Genomic DNA, 19,247 nt, shown 5'->3' on the forward strand with positions numbered 1-19,247 from the left:
CTGAAGTGGCTGCCGAGCCGGTCGAGTCGGTGATCCATGAAGCACCACGCTCCGTTCAGGAAGCAGTAGAGCAACACGAGCAAGCCCAGGAAAAAGAGCACGAGCCTAAACCTCTCGTCTGATTCCCTCGGTAACTAAAAAGCCCCGCCTGGTGAACCAGGCGGGGCTTTTTTATGTCTCTGAACATCCCCCAATCCCCCGTGGGAGCGAGCTTGCTCCCACAAGGATTTATACCGGTCTGAAGATTAGTGCTTCAGGCACATCCACATCCCACAACACGCCGGGATCATCCACGGCTATTTCAACCACCCGCCCTTGGGCAAACAGTGGTTTGGCACCACGATCCCCCGATAACGCCATCAACCCCGCCGCGAAGTCCCGTCCGAACCCGACCGGATGCCCGTACTCGCCGTCCTGCACGGGCACGCTGATACTGTCGCCGCCAATGCCTGCCACCACTTGCTCGATACTGGACGGCAGGATGAACGGCATATCCCCCAGCACCATCAGCCAACCCTCGAGTTGCTTGCAGGCAGCGACCCCGGCGGCAATGCTGTCGCCCATACCGCTCGACCCGATCAGCACAACCTCGCAGCCATAGGCCTGAGCCATGCGAATCACTTGCGGGCGGTCAGCGGTCGTCACCAGTACGCGCTTGTCCAGAGCGGCTGGCAGATTGACCAATGTGTGTTCAATGACGGATCGAACCGCGCCGTCACGACCGGTGCAATCGGCCAGCAACTTATCTTTTTCGGCACCCGCCACCTGACGAAACCGGCTGCCCTGCCCCGCAGCCAACACGATGACGCCAATGGACTCGCTCATACCTTCTCCTGCAGGATTTTCTTCTGTTTCAGTTCGACGCCATTTTTGACCGCCACGATTTCCGCCATGAGCGACAAGGCAATTTCCGCTGGATTATGACTGCCGATGTGCAAACCGATCGGACCATGCAAGCGGTCAATCGCCGATTGCGACAAACCCAGTTGAGCTAGGTTTTCCCGGCGCTTCTGACTGTTGACCCGCGAACCCAGCGCCCCGACGTAAAAAGCCCTGGAATCCAGGGCCGTGAGCAGCGCCATGTCGTCCAGACGCGGATCATGGGTCAAGGCCACGATGGCCGTGCGTTCGTCGGTGTGGATATTCAATACCGCCTCATCCGGCATGCCCGAAACGAATCGTCCGTGCTGCGCCTCCCAGCCGTAGACGAACTCGGTACGCGGATCGCAAATCAACACCTCGAAATCCAGCAGGCGGGCCATTTCAGCGACATAGCGCGACAACTGCCCCGCGCCGATCAGCAGCAAGCGCCAGCGTGGACCGTAGATCGCACGCAAGGTCTGGCCGTCGAACGTCAACACGTCAGTTTTACTGGCCGGCTGCAAAAGCACTTCGCCGGTAGCGAGGTTCAGTTCACGCGCAACGATTTCATGGGCCTCGCAACGAGCGAGCAATTGCTCGACCCAATCCCCATCTTCGATACGCTCCTCGGTCAAGCGCAAAGTGCCACCACAGGGCAAGCCGAAACGCGCCGCTTCCTCACGGGTCACGCCGTACGTGATCAATTGCACCGGCGGCCCGTCTAGCGCAAGGCGCCCGTCGTGCAGCCGGGCGATCAAGTCATCTTCGACGCACCCGCCCGAGACCGAACCAATCACCATGCCGTCTTCACGCAAGGCCAGCATGGCGCCGGGTGCCCGGGGCGCAGTGCCCCAGGTTTCGACCACGCTGTACAACACCACCCGCTGACCGGCGCGATGCCATTGCGACACGCTGCGCAGGACGTTCAGATCGGCGCTGTCCATCAGGCTCCGGCCTGCTGCCAGCCCGACAACTGATAACGAACCGGCAGGTTGCGAATGCGTTTGCCGGTGGCAGCAAAGATCGCATTGCACAGTGCCGGCGCAATCGGTGGCACGCCCGGTTCACCGACGCCGCCCAACGGGACATTGCCTGGCGGGTTCACCAGATGCACGGCCACTTCTTTCGGTGCCAGGGACATGCGTGCCACTTCGTACATGTGGAAGTTATCCTGCTGGACCTTGCCGTCCTTGAAGCTGATTTCCCCCAGCACCGCATTACCCAGGCCCATGACGCAGGCGCCTTCGAACTGCGCGCGAATCCGCTCGGGATTGATCTGCGGTCCGCAATCGACGGCGATGTCAGCCTTGTGCACCACCAGCGTACCGTCGTCTTTCACCTCCACCTCGATGACCGCCGCCACATACGTCACGAAGCTGTAATGCACCGCCAGGCCCAGGCCACGCCCCTTGGGCAACTCGCGCCCCCAACCCGCAGCTTTGGCGGCGGTCTCCAGTACCGTGCGCAGTCGCGCGGTATCAATCGGATAACGCTCCGGGGACTCACCGTAGTTCCACTCGTCACTCAAGGTGTGCGGATCGATCTGACGGTCCGGCCCGAGCAGCCTGATCTGGTATTTCAACGGGTCTTCCCCGGCCTTGTGCGCCAGCTCATCGATGAAGCTCTGGATCGCGAAGCCATGGGGAATGTTCGACACCGAGCGATACCAGCCGACCCGGGTATGCACCGTTGCCTCGGGGTTTTCCAGGCGAATGTTGGGGATCGCATACGCCATGTTGGTGAATCCCATGCCCAGCTCGAACGCTGCCTCATGCTTGATGCCCGGCGCAAACAACGCAGTGATGCTCGGCGCCACTGTACGGTGCAACCAGCCGGACGGCAGGCCATCCTTGTTCAGGCCGGCCTTGAGGTATTCGACCGATACCGTGTGGAAGTAGGAACAATGGATGTCGTCTTCGCGGGTCCATTGCACCCGCACCGCTGTGCCGGGGAATTCCTTGGCGAGGATGGCGGCTTCGATGATGAAGTCGGGCTTGGACTTGCGCCCGAATCCGCCACCGAGCAGGGTCACGTTGAACATGACATTGTCGAACGGCAGGCCCAGGCGTTCGGCGATCCGTTCCCGGGTGACCTGCGGTGCCTGGCTTGGCCCCCAGGCTTCGCACGCACCGTCCTTGAACCGGGCGATGGCGACCATCGGCTCCATCGGCGACTGTGACAAATGCGGCAAGTAGTAGGACGCTTCCAGCGTGCTATCGGTGCTGCTCATGGCCTTATCGATGTTGCCGGTATTGCGCACCACCTTGCCGGGCTTGAGCGCGGCGGTTTCAAGTTCCTTGCGATAGGCGATCGAGTCGTAGCTGGCGTTGGGGCCATCGTCCCACTCGATTTTCAGTGCCTCGCGGCCCTTGATCGCCGCCCAAGTATTGCTCGCCACCACGGCGATGCCGCCGAGCGGTTGAAACTCCGAAGGCAAAGGCCGGCTTTCGATCTGCAACACTTTGACCACGCCCGGGACTTTCATCGCCGCGCTGCCATCGAAGCTTTTGACTTTGCCGCCATACACCACGGGCCGCGCAATGGTCGCGTACAGCATGCCGTCGAGATGCACATCGGCGCCGTACACCGCACGGCCGTTGACAATGTCTTCACCATCGATGGCCTTGGTGCCTTCCTTGCCAATGTAGCGAAATTCCGAAGGCTGCTTGAGTTTCAGGCTGTCCCGCGCTGGAACGGGCAACGCAGCTGCAGCGGCGGCGAGCGCGCCATAACCCAATTCACGACCGGAAGGTTCGTGGATGACTTTATGCAGTTGCGCGTGACACTCGCCCGCCGGCACTTTCCACTGGGCGGCGGCGGCCTGTTCGAGCATGGTCCGCGCGGCGGCACCGCAGCGGCGCATCGGTTCGTACCAGTGGCGCATGCTGCGCGAGCCGTCGGTGTCCTGGTTGCCGAAGCGCACTTCATCACCGGGGGCCTGCCGCACCTTGACCATCGCCCAGTCGGCTTCCAGTTCATCGGCCACCACCATGGTCAAACTGGTGCGCACGCCCTGCCCCATCTCCGAGCGGTTGCAGATCACGGTCACCGTGCCATCCGCAGCAATGCTCACATAGACTTTCGGATCGTCGACCCAGCCGTGGGGCATGCCGTCGGCGCCGAACTTCTTGTCCTTTTCTTCGGCAAAAGCGTCTTGCCAGCCCCAGCTCGCCGCCAATACCAGCGCACTGGTGGCGCCCACGCCTTTCAGAAAGCCACGGCGACTGAGCTGGCTCAGATTGCTCAGGGCAAAATCATTCGGTAACCGGCTCATGCCTTGGCCTCCTTCAGGTGAGTGGAGGCCTGGCGGATCGCCGTCTTGATGCGGTTATAGGTGCCGCAGCGGCAGATGTTGCCGACCATGGCCTCTTCGATCTGCTCTTCGCTCGGGTCCGGATTGGTCTTGAGCAGCGCGGTGGCGGACATGATTTGCCCGCCCTGGCAGAAACCGCATTGGGCGACCGCCGTGTCGAGCCAGGCCTGCTGCACGACTTTGCCGACCGGGTCGGCGTACAGGTTGTCGATGGTGCTGACATTCTGTCCCACGACTGATCCGATGGGCGTGATGCAACTGCGCGCCGGAGCCCCTTCGATATGAATGGTGCAGGCCCCGCACAGGCCCATGCCGCAGCCGAATTTGGTGCCGTTGTAGCCAGCCACGTCGCGGATGGCCCAGAGCAGTGGCATGTCCTCGGTGACGTCGAGTTGATGGTCTTGACCGTTGAGCTTCAGGGTAATCATGGGCACGCCCGCATAGTATTGGGTTATGGGGTCGAGCAATCTGCCGCCCGAACATCGGCGGTTGGCATTACGCAGATCGGCTCAGGCTAATTGGCTCTCTTGTGCAGACGCAAACGGTCTGCACCGGGCCTTTGATGGAGCAAGTGCGTGCATCGTTAGCTAACTAAGTTAACCGGGCATTAACAAAAAAAAAGCCCTGCTGAGACAGGGCTTTTTAGCTGCGAGCTTTAAGCTGCAAGCTTCAAGTAGAAGCAAAACAGCAAAAGCCTGGATTTGAGAATTGTAGCTTGCCACTTGAAGCTTGTAGCTGGCGGCTGCTTCATCAATACCGGTTCGGCTCCATTTCCAGATCAACATGGAAACGTTCTGAAATGTCTTTCTGGATACGCTGCGCCAGGTCGAGCAACTGCAGACCGGTCGCCCTGCCGTAGTTGACCAACACCAGCGCCTGCAATTTATGCACACCCGCATCGGCTTCGCGGAAACCTTTCCACCCTGCCCGCTCGATCAACCAACCGGCGGCCAGTTTCATCTGCCCGTCGGGTTGCGCATAGGCCACCAGGTCCGGGTATTCACCCTTGAGCCGTGCAGCCAGCGCCGCCGATACCAAAGGGTTCTTGAAAAAGCTGCCGGCATTACCGAGCACAGCCGGGTCCGGCAGTTTTTCGTTGCGGATGCTGCAAATGGCCTGGCTGACATCACTGGCAGTCGGATGCTCGATGCCTTGTTCGGTCAGGCGCTGACGCACCGGGCCGTACTCCAGATGCAAATGCGCGGCGCGGTCGAGGACGAAACGCACACGCAGGATCACCCAACGCCCCGGTTCCTGCTTGAACAGGCTGTCGCGGTAAGCAAAGTTGCATTGCGCCAGGCTGAAGTTGTGCAGTTCGCCGGTCTGGCGATCGAGGGCGGTCAGGCCAGCGAACACGTCCTTGATCTCGACCCCATAGGCGCCGATGTTCTGCATCGGTGCCGCGCCCACGGTACCGGGAATCAGGCTGAGGTTTTCCAGGCCGGACAACCCCAGGGCCAGTGTGTGTTGCACAAATGGATGCCAGGGCTCGCCCGCCTCGGCCTCGATCACCACTTTGCCGGCGTCGTCGCTCAACACGCGAATCCCGCGAGTGGCCATGCGCAGCACCAGTGAATCGATATCCGCCGTCAGCAGCAGGTTGCTGCCACCGCCGATCACCAGCACCGGGACCTTGTATTCCAGCCCATAGGCCAGGGCTTCACGCACATCGGCGTCGCTATGGGCCTCGGCAAACAGCCGAGCCTGGACATCCACGCCAAAGCTGTTGAACGGCTTGAGCGAAACCTGCGATTGAACCTGCAAACTCATAACCGTCCCTTCAATTCGATGACCAGCAGATCGCTGGCGCGCTCGATCAGGTCCAGCACCTGCTCGAAGCCTTGTTCGCCGTCGTAGTACGGGTCCGGCACTTCATCGATTGGCGACTGGTAACGACGCAGGAACAGGTCGAGTTCGGCCTTGCCCTGGGCCGGCTGCAAGGCCTTGAGATGGCGCAGGTTGCTGTTGTCCATCGCCAGGATCAGATCGTAGTTGGCAAAATCGGCACGGGTGACTTGCTGGGCGCGCTGGGCGGACAAGTCATAACCGCGCAACTTCGCCGCGGCCTGACTGCGCTTGTCCGGTGCCTTACCGACATGCCAGTCACCGGTGCCGGCGGAAGCGACTTCGACCTGGTCAGCCAGCCCCGCCTCACGCAACTTATGCCGCAGCACGCCTTCGGCCGTGGGTGAACGGCAGATGTTGCCCAGGCAGACAAACAGAACCCGCATCACGCCTCCAGCAGGCGACGAACGCGCTCAAGGTCTTCAACAGTGTCGACGCCGGCTGGCGGCGCGATCAGTGCGTCGGCTACGTGGATCCGCACGCCGTGCCACAGGGCACGCAACTGTTCCAGGCACTCGGTGTTTTCCAGCCAGCATGGGCCCCAGCTGACGAAATCCTGCAGGAAACCGGCACGATAGGCATAGATGCCGATATGGCGGCGATACGGCACACCTTCCGGCAACTGCTCTCGGCTCACGGCGAACGCATCCCGCGCCCAGGGCAAGGTGGAACGACTGAACGTCAGCGCCAGGCCGTTGAGATCGCTGACGACCTTGACAACGTTGGGATTGAACAGGGTGTCCACGTCTTCGATCGGCTCGGCCAGGGTGGCCATGCGCGCTTCGGTGTGGGCAGCCAGGTTGGCGGCGACCTGATCGATCACACTCGGCGGAATCAGTGGCTCGTCGCCCTGGACGTTGACCACGATGGCGTCAGCCGCCAGGCCCAGCTTCATCGCGACTTCGGCCAGGCGATCGGTGCCGGAGTTGTGATCTTCACGGGTCAACACCACTTCGGCACCAAAGCCATTGCAGACCTCGGCGATGCGCGCGTCATCGGTGGCCACCACCACCCGCTCGGCGCTGCTTTTGCTCGCCTGTTCCCAGACGTGCTGGATCATCGGCTTGCCAGCGATCAGCAGCAGCGGCTTGCCCGGCAGGCGGGTGGAGGCATAACGCGATGGAATGACGACGGTAAAGGCTGTAGTCATTTATCCAGGCGCTCGTCGGTGGTCAGGGTGCGCGCTTCCGATTCGAGCATCACCGGGATGCCGTCGCGAATCGGGTAGGCCAGGCCTGCGCCCTTGCTGATCAGCTCGGTTTTGTCGGCGCTGAGCTTGAGCGGGCCTTTGCAGACCGGGCAAGCGAGGATGTCGAGCAATTTGGTGTCCATGAGCATTCCCTGGGAAAAACGGAGTTAAGGCAACAAACGAGCCGGTAACAGGCGCATCAGCTGTGTGTCGAACCAGGCCACGAAGGCCGGCGATGGCACAGCATCGACCGCCAGGTACCACCAATCGATGGCGGCAAAGGCACGGCATTTCACCGCGTCTTTTTCCGTCATCACCAACGGTAACGACGGCGTGAAATTCAAAGCCTCCACGCTGTACTCGGCGTGGTCGGCAAACGCATGTGGAACCGGCTTCCAGTGTAGCGTTTCGAGGGTCTTGAAGAAACGTTGCGGATTGCCGATACCGGCCACCGCGTGCAGGGCCTGGCCGCAGGGAAAATGGTCGAGGGGACGCCGTTCGCCGCTGCGCAGATTGACCAGCGCGGTGGGCTGCAATTGGAAGGCAAACCCGTCAGCGCGGTCAGCCGCGGCACCGTTGTAGAGGACCGCGTCGACGCTTTGCAGGCGCTCGACCGGCTCACGCAATGGTCCGGCAGGCAGGCAACGGCGGTTACCCAGGCCGCGGGCGGCGTCGATCAGCACCAGCTCCAGGTCACGGGCCAGGCGGTAATGCTGCATGCCGTCGTCGGACAGGATCAGGTCCAGCGGCTCACTGGCCAGCAACGCTTTGACAGCGTTGCTGCGATTGGGGTCGATCATCAGCGGTACGCCCGTGCGCTGGACGATCAGCAACGGCTCGTCACCGGCGACGTCGGCGCCCTGCTCGGCCTCGACCCGCCATGGCAACTGCGGCGGTTTGGCGCCGTAGCCACGGCTGACCACGCCAACCCGCAGGCCGCTGCGCTGGCAGTGCTCGATCATCCACAGGATCAGCGGCGTCTTGCCGGTGCCACCCACGGTGATGTTGCCGACCACGATCAACGGCACCGGCGGCTGGTAGATCTCGCCCTCACCCGCCAGAAAGCGCTTGCGCTTGTTCATGACCACGCGCCGGTACAGCCATTCCAGCGGCTGCAACAGTTTCAGGGCCGGATGACCTGCGTACCACGCAGCCAGCAATCGTTCAGACATGGCCATCAGGGCGCCGGGGGCGCCGCCTCGATGGTGGTCATGCGCAAATGACTGAAACCGAGTTTGCCGGCCGCATCCATGGCAGTCACCACGGACTGATGCTGCGTCTTGCCATCAGCACTGATCGACAGTGGCCGGTTGGTGTCGCCATTGGCTTCCTTTTGCAGCGCGTCCATCAGGGAAGCCAGATCGCTTTTCGGCAGGATCTGGTTGTTCACCGAGAACACGCCGTCGGCGCTGATGGCGATGTCCAGCGGCTTGTTCTGATCTTCGGCCGGCGTACCGCTGACCGCTTCCGGCAGATCGACACGCAGCTGGGTCTCACGGGTAAAGGTGGTGGTCACGACGAAAAACAGCAGCAGCACAAACACCACGTCGATCAGCGACACGAGGTTGATGTCCACGTTCTCCCGTTGCTTGCGGCGGAATTTCACGCTTTGCCCTCAGCCAGATCAACGTCACGGTCGCCCTGCACCACTTCTACCAGCTTGATGGCTTCCTGCTCCATGCCCACGACGAGCTCATCAATGCGTCGTTGCAGAAACCGGTGGAAGAACACCGACGGGATACCCACGATCAGGCCCGAGGCCGTGGTTATCAAGGCTTTGGAAATACCGCCAGCCAGCACTGCAGCGTTGGTCATCATGCCCGTGCCCATGAACGAGCTGAAGATATCGATCATGCCCAACACGGTACCCAGCAGACCCAGCAATGGCGCCATGGCGGCGATGGTGCCCAGCGCGTTGATGTAGCGTTCCAGCTCGTGGATCACCCGGGCAGCGGCCTCTTCGATGCACTCTTTCATGATCTCGCGACCATGTCTGGAGTTGGCCAGGCCAGCCGCCAGGATCTCGCCCAACGGGGAGTTGGCGCGCAGTTCCTTGAGTTTTTCCTTATTGAGCTGTTTGTCCTTGATCCAGACCCAGACCTGCCCGAGCAAGTGCTCCGGGGTCACGCGGCTGGCACGCAGCGTCCAGAGACGCTCGGCGACGATCGCCATCGCCACGATGGAACTCAGAATGATCGGCAGCATCATCCAACCGCCGGATTTGACCAATTCCCACACAGTGACAGCCCCCTCGAAAAAGTGCGCCACTCTAACATAGGGGGTGGAAGCACCGAAGACCGTGATGTCGCATCCGGTCGGCCCTTCATAACGCTCGTTTATTGGTTCAAGGGCGGCGGATCGCGCCAGAAACGCCGCTCCTGACGCATTGACCACGGTGGCTCGAAGCGTCCCAGTTGCAGACGAATGGCACCGTGTTCGGCGCTGTCGTAGATCGCCATTCCACGTTTTTGATAACGCGCGATCACCGTGGGATGCGGATGGCCAAACGAATTGCCCTGCCCGCGGGAAATCAGCGCACCTTTAGGTTGCAGGACCTCCAGCAGGGCCCCGGACGACGAACTGCGACTGCCGTGGTGCGGCGCCTGCAGCCAATCGGTGGGCAGGGCCAACGGGCTGTCCAGCAGGGCCCTCTCGGCGGCGGCATCGATGTCGCCACTCAACAGCAACCGTTCGCCATTGGCCTCGATCAGCAGGACACAGGAGTTCTGATTGCTGTCGCCGGCCAATGGCCAGTGCCAAAGCTGGAAATCGACTCCATCCCAGGTCCATTGCCGACCGCTCTCACAACGCTCGGCCTGCAACTCCACGGGCAAGTCTGACGGTTCACCACTGACCACCTGTTTCACCGGCAAGCCCTTGGCGATCGCCCGGGCACCGCCGGCATGATCGGCATGGGCGTGGCTGATCAGCATCAGGTCGATGCCCTTCACTCCCAGTTTACGCAACGCCGGCAGCACCACCCGCTCCCCTTGGTCGAGTTCACCGAAACGCGGTCCGGCGTCATACAGCAATGTGTGATGCCGAGTGCGCACCAGGATCGCCAGGCCCTGTCCGACATCCAGTTGCCAGACTTCGGCCCTGCCTTCCTGCAACATCGGCCTGGGCGAAAAAACCAGGATCAACAACATGGGCCACCCTAACGGACGCATTGGTACGCCTCGCGGCAGCAATAACATAAAGGCGCCGATGGCAGCGATTGCCCAGGCCCAAAGCGGGACGGCCATGGGCACCCACGCGGGAACCTGACCGGAGACGAGCCCCAATCCCTTGAACCACCCGTCGATCAAGCCGCCTGCCAGCCACAGCAACTTCTCACCCACGTAAGGCACCGGCAGCAACAGCGTCCCGAGCAACGCCGGTGGCAGTACCACCAGACTGATCCAGGGCACGGCGAACAAATTGGCCAGCGGCCCGCTGAGACTGATGGGCAACCCCAGTGCCAGTAACAACGGACACAGCCCGATTGCAATCAGCCACTGGGCGCGGGTCCAGGTTTGCCACCATCGCCAGGCCCCCAACCGGCCGGCGAAGGTAAATATCAAGATTGCCACAGCCGCGAAAGACAGCCAGAAACCAGGTTGAAGACTCGCCAGCGGCTCCAGCAGCAAAATGCCGTTGAGTGCCAATAACAGGGGCCACCATGCACCGAGATGGCGGAACCGCAGACGCCACAACAACACCAGACCAAGCATCAGGCAGGCTCGTCGCACCGGCACCTCGAAACCGGCCAGCATCCCGTAACCGAGCGCAGCGGCGAATGCCAGGCCACACGCCCAAGGCAACCATGGCAGACGGTTCGGCCATAACCCAAAGCGGGCCAGGCCGGCGATCAGCAGATACACAGCGCCCGCCAGCAGTCCGATGTGCTGCCCGGAAATCACCAGCAGATGCACCGTGCCGGTGTCCTGCAATACCTGCCAGTCTTCGCGACTCAGCCCGGCGCCATCCCCGAGTACCAGCGCTGTCAACGCGCCGCTTCGCCCCTGGGCATCCACCGCCAGCAAACGCTGACGGATTCCATCGCGCCAGGCCCATTGGGCTGGCGCGAGGCGTTCGCCCGCCTTGACCGTTCCGGTCGCCCCGATGCGTTGTGCCAGTAACCAGGCCTGGTAGTCAAAGGCCTGCGGATTGAGGAGCCCGACCGGGCGCTTCAGCTTGACTGCCAGACGCCAGCGCTCACCGCTTTTCACCGGTGGCCCGCCATACCAGGCCAGACGCATTTGCCGCGGCAGCCGGGTACGTCGGGACTGGATGTCGGTCAATTCGAAACGCACGACACCTTCGTCATGCCGGGGCAACCCTGTGACCCGCCCTTCGACCCAACGGGTTTCTCCATCCAGCGCCGGTGGCAACCGGTCATCCAGCGCCCACTGCGCATTCGCACAGGCCCAACTCAACCCGAACAGGTAAAACGCCAGCGGATACGTCCTGAACGGCAATAACATCAAACCCGCCACCGGCATCGCCAGCCACAACCAGACCGGCGGCAATGCCGGTAAAAAGCGCAAGGTCAGCAGACCCAACGCCAGCGCCATCATCCCTGTGCGCATAAGCCCGTCCTTGAGAGTCCCCTCCAAGGCTTAGCCCGTCCGTCGCGCAGGCGTCGTTATCAATTGTCACAAAGTCTGAATGGGCAGTTCATAGAATCCAGACATACTTGCCACCCTGACCGACCGAGAAGCCTTATGCCCCGGCGCTTATTCAAACGTTACATGCCAGACCCGATGAGCATCAGGGAACACAAGTCCTTACGCTTTCTCGGCACGCTGTTGCATGACCCGAACCTGTGGCACCTCAACCGCCACTCCGTTGCCCGCGCCATGGCGGTGGGTCTGTTCGCGGCGTTCCTGCCGATCCCGCTGCAGATGCTGCTGGCGGCAATTCTCGCCATCATCGTACGCGGCAACATGCCGATTGCCGTGAGCCTGGTCTGGCTGACCAACCCGATCACCATGCCCGCCGTATTCTTCTGCACCTACCAGGCCGGTGCCTGGCTGATGGACGTGCCCGCCCGGCAGTTGCCGGACTCACTGACCTGGGAGTGGATCAGGGGTGAAATCTCGACCTTGTGGCAACCGTTTCTGTTGGGCTCGGTAGTGACGGGGCTGGCACTCGGTGCACTGGCCTACTTTCTGGTGATGATGTATTGGCGCTGGTGGGTGGCCAGGCAATGGAAGCGGCGCAAGAAAAGCCGGATGTGAGAATGCAAGACGGCCTCCACTTGGGAGGCCGTTTTTTTTGTGGTGTCTGGGCTGACGCCATCGCGGTGTAGGAGCTGGCTTGCCAGCGAAGGCGCGTGTTCAGCCAACAAATTTGTCGACTGACCTACCGCTTTCGCTGGCAAGCCAGCTCCTACAGATTATCTATCAGGTACGCATCCCGCGCCCGCTGACCAGCAACCGTGCACAACCGAAATACAGCACCACGGTCGCGACCAGCATGAAGGCGATGGCCACACTGATCCGGATATCCGATACGCCGAGGATGCCGTAACGGAATGCGTTGACCATGTGCAGCACCGGGTTGGCCAGGGACACGGTCTGCCAGAACGACGGCAGCAAGGTGATCGAATAGAAGACCCCGCCCAGGTAGGTCAGTGGCGTCAGCACGAAAGTCGGAATGATCGAAATGTCATCGAAGTTGCGCGCAAACACGGCGTTGATGAAGCCCAGCAGCGAGAAGATCGTCGCGGTCAGCACCACCACCAGAATGGTCACGCCCAGGTGATGCACCTGCAAATGGGTGAAGAACAGCGACAGCAGGGTCACGATGATCCCCACCATCAAGCCACGCAGCACGCCGCCCAGGGTGTAGCCGATCAGAATGGTGTGCGGCGACAACGGCGAGACCATCAATTCCTCAATGGACCGCTGGAACTTGCTGCCGAAGAAACTCGACACCACGTTGCCGTAGGAGTTGGTGATCACCGACATCATGATCAGCCCCGGCACGATGTACTCCATGTAAGTGAAGCCACCCATGTCGCCGATTTGCCGACCGATCAGATTACCGAAGATCACGAAGTACAGGACCATGGTGATGGCCGGCGGCAGCAAGGTCTGCGGCCAGATCCGGGTGAAACGCCGGACTTCACGGTAAACGATGGTGTTGAGGGCAACGAGGTTGGGGCGCAGCTCGGAACTCATACCGCCACCTTCGACAGATTTTTCTCCACCAGGGACACGAACAACTCCTCAAGGCGATTGGTTTTGTTGCGCAGGCTAAGCACTTCGATGTTCTGCTGTGCCAACTGGGTGAACAGCGCGGTGATGCCCATGGACTTGTCCACCTGGACTTCCAGGGTGTGGCTGTCAATCAGCCGGGACGGGTAGCCGAGCAGTTGAGGCGCGGCTGGCAGGACGCCCTTGAGGTCCAGCAGGAAGGTTTCGACATGCAGTTGGCTGAGCAACTGACGCATGCTGGTGTTCTCGACGATGGTGCCGTGGTCGATGATGCCGATGTTGCGGCACAACTGCTCAGCCTCTTCCAGGTAATGGGTGGTGAGGATGATGGTGATGCCTTTCTGGTTCAGCTCGGTAAGGAAGCTCCACATCGAGCGACGCAGCTCGATATCCACCCCGGCAGTCGGCTCGTCGAGGATCAGCAGGCGCGGTTCATGGACCAGCGCGCGGGCGATCATCAGGCGACGCTTCATGCCACCGGACAGCGAGCGCGAAGGCACATCCTTCTTGTCCCACAGGCCGAGCTGGGTCAGGTACTGTTCGGCGCGTTCCTTGGCGATTTTCGCGGGAATGCCGTAGTACCCGGCCTGGGTCACGACAATATCGAAGGTCTTTTCGAACTGGTTGAAGTTGAATTCCTGAGGCACCACGCCGATGGAGCGTTTGAGCTGCGCAGGATTCCTGTCGAGGTCGTGACCAAAGATATTCACTGTGCCGCTGGTCTTGTTCACCAGGGTCGAGAGAATGCCGATGGTCGTGGATTTGCCGGCGCCGTTAGGGCCGAGCAAGGCGAAAAAGTCACCTTCAGCGACATCCAGATCGATACCATTCAGGGCCTGGAAACCGTTGCCGTAGGTTTTGGTTAGCTGCCGGATGGACAGAGCGGAACTCATATCGGATTTACGCACCAAGAAGGGAAGAAAGGGTCAGGTAAGGGCGGGCGGCGCGCATTGCAACCACGTCGCATCTGCGCAATGGTGCTTGTCGCCGCCACACAAGTACAGTCAAGTGTGTCGATAGTGAGTATTAAGTCAACGCGGTCATGACGGCTTTGCGATACGCCGGACGCTGTTGCAATCGTGCATACCAGGCCTCCAGATGCGGCTGTGGCGCACGCTCGATCGGCATCTCGAACCAGGCATAAATGAAACTGCCCAAGGGAATATCGCCCATGCCGATCTCGTCTCCGGACAGGTAGGGCTTGTTCGCCAACGCCTGATCGGCCATCGCCAGCAGCGTGTCGCATTCCTTGATCGCGGCCTTGATCGCGGGCCAGTCCTGCTGGTCTGCCGGGGTCCGCAGCACGCCCCAGAACACGGTACGGAACGGGCCGGCAAAGCTCGAGGTGGTCCAGTCCATCCATTTGTCAGCGCTGGCACGGGCTTGCAAATCCGCCGGATACCAGGCCGTGCCGTCAGCATGACGGGCCATCAGGTAACGCACGATGGCGTTGGATTCCCACAACACAAAACCATCGTCTTGCATCACCGGAACCCGGCCGTTGGGGTTCATCGCGCGGTACTCGGGCGTATCGACGACACCAAAGGCGCCACCGGCATCGATAGCCTCGTAGGCCAGTCCCAGTTCTTCGGCGGCCCACAATGGTTTTCTGACATTCGATGAGTTTTTCCGACCCCAGATCTTCAGCATGACCGCCTCTTTTTCGGTAAGTGGGCAGGCAGCATACGCCGGATCAGGCGCGACTCAAATCGCTCTGCATATCCCCCAGCAGCGGTTGCTGTTGCTGTTGCTCACCGAACAGGTGCGGATAGCATTTTTCCAGGTGTTCGAAAAAGAACGCCTCGGGTACGTCGGCGAACTGGCCGTGGTCGACGAGGTACTCCATCAGCTTCGCGCCATCGCGGTTGAAGGGGTGAAAAACACTGTCGTTGATCCCGTCGAATTCCAGTGGCGCCACATTGAACAGGTCGCAGAGTTTGCGGTTGAACGCTGGCGTCGCCTTGATCCAGCGATCCTGCAAATAAAACTCGGTGTAGCCGTGCATGGCGAACATGTCGCTCTTGAGCAATTCAAGCAGCCGTGGCGTCGACAAATGATTGCGCACATCCGCCAGGCCGATCCGTGCGGGAATCCCGCAATGCCGCGCCGCACCGGCCAGCAACGTGGCCTTGGGAACGCAGTAACTCTCCCCGGTCGCCAATGCATGGCTGCCGCGCAGGGTCTGCGGATCGCGACTGAATGTGTACGGGTTGTAGCGGACCGCCTCGCGCACGGCGTAATAGAGACTGATTGCCTGCTCAATCGGATCGCGACTGGCGCCACGGTGTTTTTCGGCGAACTCCACCACGGCCGGATGGTCACTATCGATGAAGCGGCCGGGACTCAGATACTCGTGCATGAGAATAATCTCCTGGGGAAGCCCCGAGTCTAGCGAGAGCTTCAGCACAGAGATAACGACGTTTCGGCCAAATATGGGCGCTTTGCCGCTCACTCAATAAATGCTTTTCCCACGTGTGCGGCTGCCCGCCTACTACACGAATATCATCCGGGGCTTCCCACGATTCCAATCACGTCGCTCTGAGCAGCCTGTTTTGCGGATGCCGTCTAAGCTCTGAGGGCTGGTTCGCCCTGGTTTCACGGAGGAATGAATATGCTGCTGTTGTGGATACTGGTTTTGCTGGTCGGAATGGCTTGTTTGGCCCACCGCCGCATCGCCCCACTGCCCACCTTGGGCATTGTGGCCGTCTATGTCGTGGCAATGGGCGCTTTCAGTCGCGCGCCAGGCTGGTTACTGTTGGTCTTCTGGGTCTTGATCGCCGCCGTCGCCGCGCCCTTGCTGCTGCCCGACCTGCGCCGCAGATTTTTCAGCGCACCGATGTTCAACTGGTTCCAGAAAACCCTGCCGCCCATGTCGCAAACCGAACGCGATGCCATCGACGCCGGCACGGTCTGGTGGGACGGCGAACTGTTCAGTGGCCGTCCGGACTGGAGCAAACTGCTGTCCTATCCCAAAGCGCAATTGAACGAAGAGGAACAGGCTTTCATCGACGGGCCGACCGAAACACTCTGCGCCATGGTCAATGATTGGCAGCTCGGTCAAACCATGGACCTGCCACCCGAAGCCTGGACATTCATCAAGGACAACGGCTTTTTCGCCCTGATCATCCCCAAGGAGTTTGGCGGCAAGGGCTTTTCCGCCTATGCCCACTCGCAAGTGGCGATGAAACTGGCGAGCCACAGCGGCGACCTCGCCTCCACCGTGATGGTCCCCAACTCCCTCGGCCCGGCCGAGCTGTTGCTGCATTACGGCACCGACGAACAACGCAATCATTACCTGCCACGCCTGGCACGTGGCGACGACATCCCGTGTTTTGCCCTGACCGGTCCGCTGGCCGGCTCCGACGCCGGTGGTATGCCGGACTCCGGAGTGATCTGCAAAGGGCAATGGGAGGGCCAGGAAGTCCTCGGCCTGCGCCTGAACTGGGAAAAGCGCTACATCACCCTCGGTCCGGTGGCCACCCTCCTCGGCCTGGCCTTCAAGGCCTACGACCCGGATCACTTGCTGGGCGAACAGGAAGACCTGGGGATCAGCCTGGCATTGATACCGACTGACACCGCCGGTGTCGAGATCGGCCGCCGGCATCTGCCGCTGGGCGCCGCATTCATGAATGGCCCGAACTCAGGCAAGGATGTGTTTGTTCCGCTGGAATTCCTCATCGGCGGCGAGGAAATGCTCGGTAAAGGCTGGATGATGCTGATGAACTGCCTGTCGGTCGGGCGTTCGATTTCCCTGCCGGCGGTGGGCACCGGCATGGCCAAGTTCACCAGCCTGGTGACGGGCCAATACGCTCAGGTTCGCGAGCAGTTCAATGTCCCGATTGCCGCTTTCGAAGGCATTCAGGAAGCCATGGCCCGCATCGGCGGCAACGCCTGGATGATGGACGCCGCGCGGATGCTCACCGCCAACGCGGTGGACCTCGGCGAGAAACCGTCGGTGCTGTCGGCGATTCTCAAGTACCACCTGACCGAACGCGGCCGCGAGTGCATCAGCCACGCCATGGATGTGCACGGCGGCAAGGCGATCATCATGGGGCCGAACAATTATCTCGGACGCATGTGGCAGGGCGCGCCGATCTGCATCACCGTGGAAGGCGCGAACATTCTCTCGCGTAACCTGATGATCTTCGGCCAGGGCGCGATTCGCTGCCATCCCTTCGTACTCCAGGAAATGGCCCTTGCCGGCCGTGAAGACAAGGATCAGGCGCTCAAGGAATTCGATGGCCTGCTGCTCAAGCACATCGGCTTTGCCGTGAGCAACGCCGCCAGTACGCTGGTGTTCAATCTTGGTTTCGGGCACCTGGAACACACCCCGGGCGACAAACTGAGCCAGGGTTACTTCCGCGCCCTCAATCGTCAGGCCGCCGCTTTCGCCATGCTCGCCGACCTCAGCATGATGCTGCTCGGTGGTGAGCTGAAACGCCGGGAACGTCTGTCCGCACGGCTGGGTGACGTGCTGAGCAACCTTTACCTGGCCAGCGCCGCCCTCAAGCGCTACCACGATCTCGACTCACCGCAATACATGACGCCGCTACTGGCTTGGGCCATGGAGGAAAGCCTGGGGCAGGCCGAACGCGCCATGGATGAACTGCTGAACAACTTCCCGAACAAAGTCGTGGGCTGCCTGTTGCGGGTGATCGTGTTCCCGTTCGGTCGCCGGCACAAAGGGCCATCGGACAAACTCGCTGCCGAAGTCGCTGCGTTGATTGGCCGCGCCAAGGGCGATCCGGCCCTGGAGGAGTTGCTTCTGGGTTGCTATCGCCCACAGGCGAGCGACGATCCGGTCGGAGCATTGCAACACGCCTGCAATCTGTTGAGCGCTGCACAGCCGTTGCACAAAAAGCTGCACGTGGCACTCAAGAGTGGCCAGGTCAAACCGGTGGCCGGCGAGTCGGTGATCGAGGCCGCGCTCGAGGCTGGCGTGTTGCAGCCAGTGGAGGCCCAAACCCTGCGTGAAGCCGAGGCGGCGCGGCGCAAGGTGATCGATGTCGATGACTTTGACCAAGAGGCTTTGGCACTGGCCGAGGGAAAAGTCCGCTGATCCCTTCAACCATGTAAAAACGGGCGCGGGCGCTTTATACTCCCGCGCCCGTTTTGCTCTTGAGGACTTATCTCGTGTCCAACATCGTTGCCGATCATCTCGTTTTACTCGACCACCTGCGCAGCATCCTGGTCGCCGTAGGTGAGGCCGAGCAGGTTCCCGAAGAAAGCCATACCTTGTTCCTTGAGCGCTTCGACGAATTGCTGGCGTCACTGCCGATCGATCCGATCGAAAGCCAATACCTGGGCCAGGACATCCTGACTCAAGTCATTTCCCGTTATCCGCAAATCGCCCACCTGATTCCACGGGATCTGCTGTGGTATTTCGCCGGTGACTGCCTGCACTACTTGTCCGATGAAGAAATCGACCTGTATCAGGCACTGGAAGAGCGTCGCTTCGAAGCCGAACAGAACGACGAACCGTTCGACTGGAATCAGGAAAAACAGCTGCTGGCGTTGTCGAACCAGGACAGCAAGCACTGATCCCCGAACGATTCATGCAAAAGGCCCGCATGGTTGAACATGCGGGCCTTTTTTTTGGTTCTTCACGGGATCCCGGGAAACACATATAACGAAATATCTGTAGGGGCTGCCGAAGGTTGCGATCTTTTTGATCTTGATCTTCAGCAATCTCCAGATCGCAAAAGCAGGATCAAAAGATCGTCCGAACGTGGCCCGAGCCTTCGGCAGCTCCTACAGGGGAACGCGTGCACCACCAAACAACGAGGTCGAGCGTTAGCTCGCCTCGTGGTGCTGTTGCGGTGCACGCCCCCTCGAG

General features: G+C 60.9%; 19 protein-coding genes. 3 read left to right on the top strand and 16 right to left on the bottom strand.

Annotated features, from left to right (window positions below; all coding sequences use genetic code 11):
- Window positions 1-228: 228 nt before the first annotated feature.
- The 12 genes from PMI31_RS27810 to PMI31_RS27865 all read right to left on the bottom strand — a co-directional run bounded on the left by PMI31_RS27810 (window position 229) and on the right by PMI31_RS27865 (window position 11,779).
- A complete protein-coding gene (locus tag PMI31_RS27810; protein WP_008023187.1) occupies window positions 229-825 on the bottom strand; it encodes a nucleotidyltransferase family protein in 597 nt (198 codons plus the stop codon).
- A complete protein-coding gene (locus tag PMI31_RS27815; protein WP_008023188.1) occupies window positions 822-1,805 on the bottom strand; it encodes an XdhC family protein in 984 nt (327 codons plus the stop codon). Before PMI31_RS27815 ends, PMI31_RS27810 begins: the two co-directional genes overlap by 4 nt.
- Window positions 1,805-4,135, bottom strand: coding sequence for a xanthine dehydrogenase family protein molybdopterin-binding subunit (locus PMI31_RS27820; RefSeq protein ID WP_008023189.1), 2,331 nt, complete (start codon window positions 4,133-4,135; stop codon window positions 1,805-1,807). Before PMI31_RS27820 ends, PMI31_RS27815 begins: the two co-directional genes overlap by 1 nt.
- On the bottom strand, window positions 4,132-4,602 hold the full coding sequence (locus PMI31_RS27825; protein ID WP_008023190.1) for a (2Fe-2S)-binding protein: 471 nt from the start codon (window positions 4,600-4,602) through the stop codon (window positions 4,132-4,134). Before PMI31_RS27825 ends, PMI31_RS27820 begins: the two co-directional genes overlap by 4 nt.
- 322 nt (window positions 4,603-4,924) lie before the next feature.
- Complete coding sequence (murB, locus tag PMI31_RS27830) at window positions 4,925-5,944, bottom strand: UDP-N-acetylmuramate dehydrogenase (protein ID WP_008023191.1); 1,020 nt, start codon at window positions 5,942-5,944, stop codon at window positions 4,925-4,927.
- Window positions 5,941-6,405, bottom strand: a complete 465-nt coding sequence (locus PMI31_RS27835) for a low molecular weight protein-tyrosine-phosphatase (RefSeq protein WP_008023192.1) — start codon at window positions 6,403-6,405, stop codon at window positions 5,941-5,943. Before PMI31_RS27835 ends, murB begins: the two co-directional genes overlap by 4 nt.
- Window positions 6,405-7,169, bottom strand: coding sequence for a 3-deoxy-manno-octulosonate cytidylyltransferase (kdsB, locus tag PMI31_RS27840; protein WP_008023193.1), 765 nt, complete (start codon window positions 7,167-7,169; stop codon window positions 6,405-6,407). The genes PMI31_RS27835 and kdsB overlap by 1 nt, the downstream gene beginning before the upstream one ends.
- Complete coding sequence (locus PMI31_RS27845) at window positions 7,166-7,351, bottom strand: Trm112 family protein (protein WP_003179363.1); 186 nt, start codon at window positions 7,349-7,351, stop codon at window positions 7,166-7,168. Before PMI31_RS27845 ends, kdsB begins: the two co-directional genes overlap by 4 nt.
- A 24-nt stretch (window positions 7,352-7,375) precedes the next feature.
- A complete protein-coding gene (gene lpxK, locus PMI31_RS27850; protein WP_008023194.1) occupies window positions 7,376-8,386 on the bottom strand; it encodes a tetraacyldisaccharide 4'-kinase in 1,011 nt (336 codons plus the stop codon).
- Window positions 8,386-8,814, bottom strand: coding sequence for an ExbD/TolR family protein (locus tag PMI31_RS27855; protein WP_008023195.1), 429 nt, complete (start codon window positions 8,812-8,814; stop codon window positions 8,386-8,388). Before PMI31_RS27855 ends, lpxK begins: the two co-directional genes overlap by 1 nt.
- On the bottom strand, window positions 8,811-9,446 hold the full coding sequence (locus tag PMI31_RS27860) for a MotA/TolQ/ExbB proton channel family protein (protein ID WP_043302705.1): 636 nt from the start codon (window positions 9,444-9,446) through the stop codon (window positions 8,811-8,813). Before PMI31_RS27860 ends, PMI31_RS27855 begins: the two co-directional genes overlap by 4 nt.
- Window positions 9,447-9,544: 98 nt before the next feature.
- Window positions 9,545-11,779, bottom strand: coding sequence for a DNA internalization-related competence protein ComEC/Rec2 (locus PMI31_RS27865; protein ID WP_008023197.1), 2,235 nt, complete (start codon window positions 11,777-11,779; stop codon window positions 9,545-9,547).
- A gap of 135 nt (window positions 11,780-11,914) precedes the next feature.
- Between PMI31_RS27865 and PMI31_RS27870 the strand changes: the two genes are divergently transcribed.
- Window positions 11,915-12,430, top strand: coding sequence for a DUF2062 domain-containing protein (locus tag PMI31_RS27870; RefSeq protein WP_008023200.1), 516 nt, complete (start codon window positions 11,915-11,917; stop codon window positions 12,428-12,430).
- Between the two features lie 165 nt (window positions 12,431-12,595).
- Here the strand turns inward: PMI31_RS27870 and PMI31_RS27875 are convergent, their stop codons facing one another.
- The 4 genes from PMI31_RS27875 to PMI31_RS27890 all read right to left on the bottom strand — a co-directional run bounded on the left by PMI31_RS27875 (window position 12,596) and on the right by PMI31_RS27890 (window position 15,770).
- Entirely contained in the window at window positions 12,596-13,375 is a 780-nt protein-coding gene (locus PMI31_RS27875; RefSeq protein WP_008023201.1) for an ABC transporter permease, read from the bottom strand.
- Entirely contained in the window at window positions 13,372-14,304 is a 933-nt protein-coding gene (locus PMI31_RS27880; RefSeq protein WP_007996639.1) for an ABC transporter ATP-binding protein, read from the bottom strand. The genes PMI31_RS27875 and PMI31_RS27880 overlap by 4 nt, the downstream gene beginning before the upstream one ends.
- A gap of 133 nt (window positions 14,305-14,437) precedes the next feature.
- Window positions 14,438-15,061 carry a glutathione S-transferase family protein gene (locus tag PMI31_RS27885; protein WP_008023203.1) on the bottom strand — a complete coding sequence of 208 codons (624 nt, stop codon included), beginning with the start codon at window positions 15,059-15,061 and terminating at the stop codon, window positions 14,438-14,440.
- Between the two features lie 43 nt (window positions 15,062-15,104).
- Complete coding sequence (locus tag PMI31_RS27890; protein ID WP_008023205.1) at window positions 15,105-15,770, bottom strand: transglutaminase-like domain-containing protein; 666 nt, start codon at window positions 15,768-15,770, stop codon at window positions 15,105-15,107.
- A 252-nt stretch (window positions 15,771-16,022) separates the two neighbouring features.
- Here PMI31_RS27890 and PMI31_RS27895 point away from each other — a divergent pair, with 252 nt between their 5' ends.
- Window positions 16,023-18,470 carry an acyl-CoA dehydrogenase gene (locus PMI31_RS27895; RefSeq protein ID WP_008023207.1) on the top strand — a complete coding sequence of 816 codons (2,448 nt, stop codon included), beginning with the start codon at window positions 16,023-16,025 and terminating at the stop codon, window positions 18,468-18,470.
- Between the two features lie 74 nt (window positions 18,471-18,544).
- The gene (locus tag PMI31_RS27900; RefSeq protein WP_008023209.1) at window positions 18,545-18,952 is read left to right on the top strand and encodes a PA2817 family protein; all 408 of its coding nucleotides are present in this window, start codon (window positions 18,545-18,547) and stop codon (window positions 18,950-18,952) included.
- Window positions 18,953-19,247 lie beyond the last annotated feature (295 nt).

The sequence above is a fragment of the Pseudomonas sp. GM55 genome (assembly GCF_000282395.1).
GTDB lineage: Bacteria > Pseudomonadota > Gammaproteobacteria > Pseudomonadales > Pseudomonadaceae > Aquipseudomonas > Aquipseudomonas fluorescens_CC.

Excerpts from the sequence above, each read along its gene's own strand:
- PMI31_RS27810 (WP_008023187.1), bottom strand. The coding sequence starts at position 825 with ATGAGCGAGTCCATTGGCGTCATCGTGTTGGCTGCGGGGCAGGGCAGC.
- PMI31_RS27815 (WP_008023188.1), bottom strand. The coding sequence starts at position 1,805 with ATGGACAGCGCCGATCTGAACGTCCTGCGCAGCGTGTCGCAATGGCAT.
- PMI31_RS27820 (WP_008023189.1), bottom strand. The coding sequence starts at position 4,135 with ATGAGCCGGTTACCGAATGATTTTGCCCTGAGCAATCTGAGCCAGCTC.
- PMI31_RS27825 (WP_008023190.1), bottom strand. The coding sequence starts at position 4,602 with ATGATTACCCTGAAGCTCAACGGTCAAGACCATCAACTCGACGTCACC.
- murB (WP_008023191.1), bottom strand. The coding sequence starts at position 5,944 with ATGAGTTTGCAGGTTCAATCGCAGGTTTCGCTCAAGCCGTTCAACAGC.
- PMI31_RS27835 (WP_008023192.1), bottom strand. The coding sequence starts at position 6,405 with ATGCGGGTTCTGTTTGTCTGCCTGGGCAACATCTGCCGTTCACCCACG.
- kdsB (WP_008023193.1), bottom strand. The coding sequence starts at position 7,169 with ATGACTACAGCCTTTACCGTCGTCATTCCATCGCGTTATGCCTCCACC.
- PMI31_RS27845 (WP_003179363.1), bottom strand. The coding sequence starts at position 7,351 with ATGGACACCAAATTGCTCGACATCCTCGCTTGCCCGGTCTGCAAAGGC.
- lpxK (WP_008023194.1), bottom strand. The coding sequence starts at position 8,386 with ATGGCCATGTCTGAACGATTGCTGGCTGCGTGGTACGCAGGTCATCCG.
- PMI31_RS27865 (WP_008023197.1), bottom strand. The coding sequence starts at position 11,779 with ATGCGCACAGGGATGATGGCGCTGGCGTTGGGTCTGCTGACCTTGCGC.
- PMI31_RS27870 (WP_008023200.1), top strand. The coding sequence starts at position 11,915 with ATGCCCCGGCGCTTATTCAAACGTTACATGCCAGACCCGATGAGCATC.
- PMI31_RS27875 (WP_008023201.1), bottom strand. The coding sequence starts at position 13,375 with ATGAGTTCCGAGCTGCGCCCCAACCTCGTTGCCCTCAACACCATCGTT.
- PMI31_RS27880 (WP_007996639.1), bottom strand. The coding sequence starts at position 14,304 with ATGAGTTCCGCTCTGTCCATCCGGCAGCTAACCAAAACCTACGGCAAC.
- PMI31_RS27885 (WP_008023203.1), bottom strand. The coding sequence starts at position 15,061 with ATGCTGAAGATCTGGGGTCGGAAAAACTCATCGAATGTCAGAAAACCA.
- PMI31_RS27890 (WP_008023205.1), bottom strand. The coding sequence starts at position 15,770 with ATGCACGAGTATCTGAGTCCCGGCCGCTTCATCGATAGTGACCATCCG.
- PMI31_RS27895 (WP_008023207.1), top strand. The coding sequence starts at position 16,023 with ATGCTGCTGTTGTGGATACTGGTTTTGCTGGTCGGAATGGCTTGTTTG.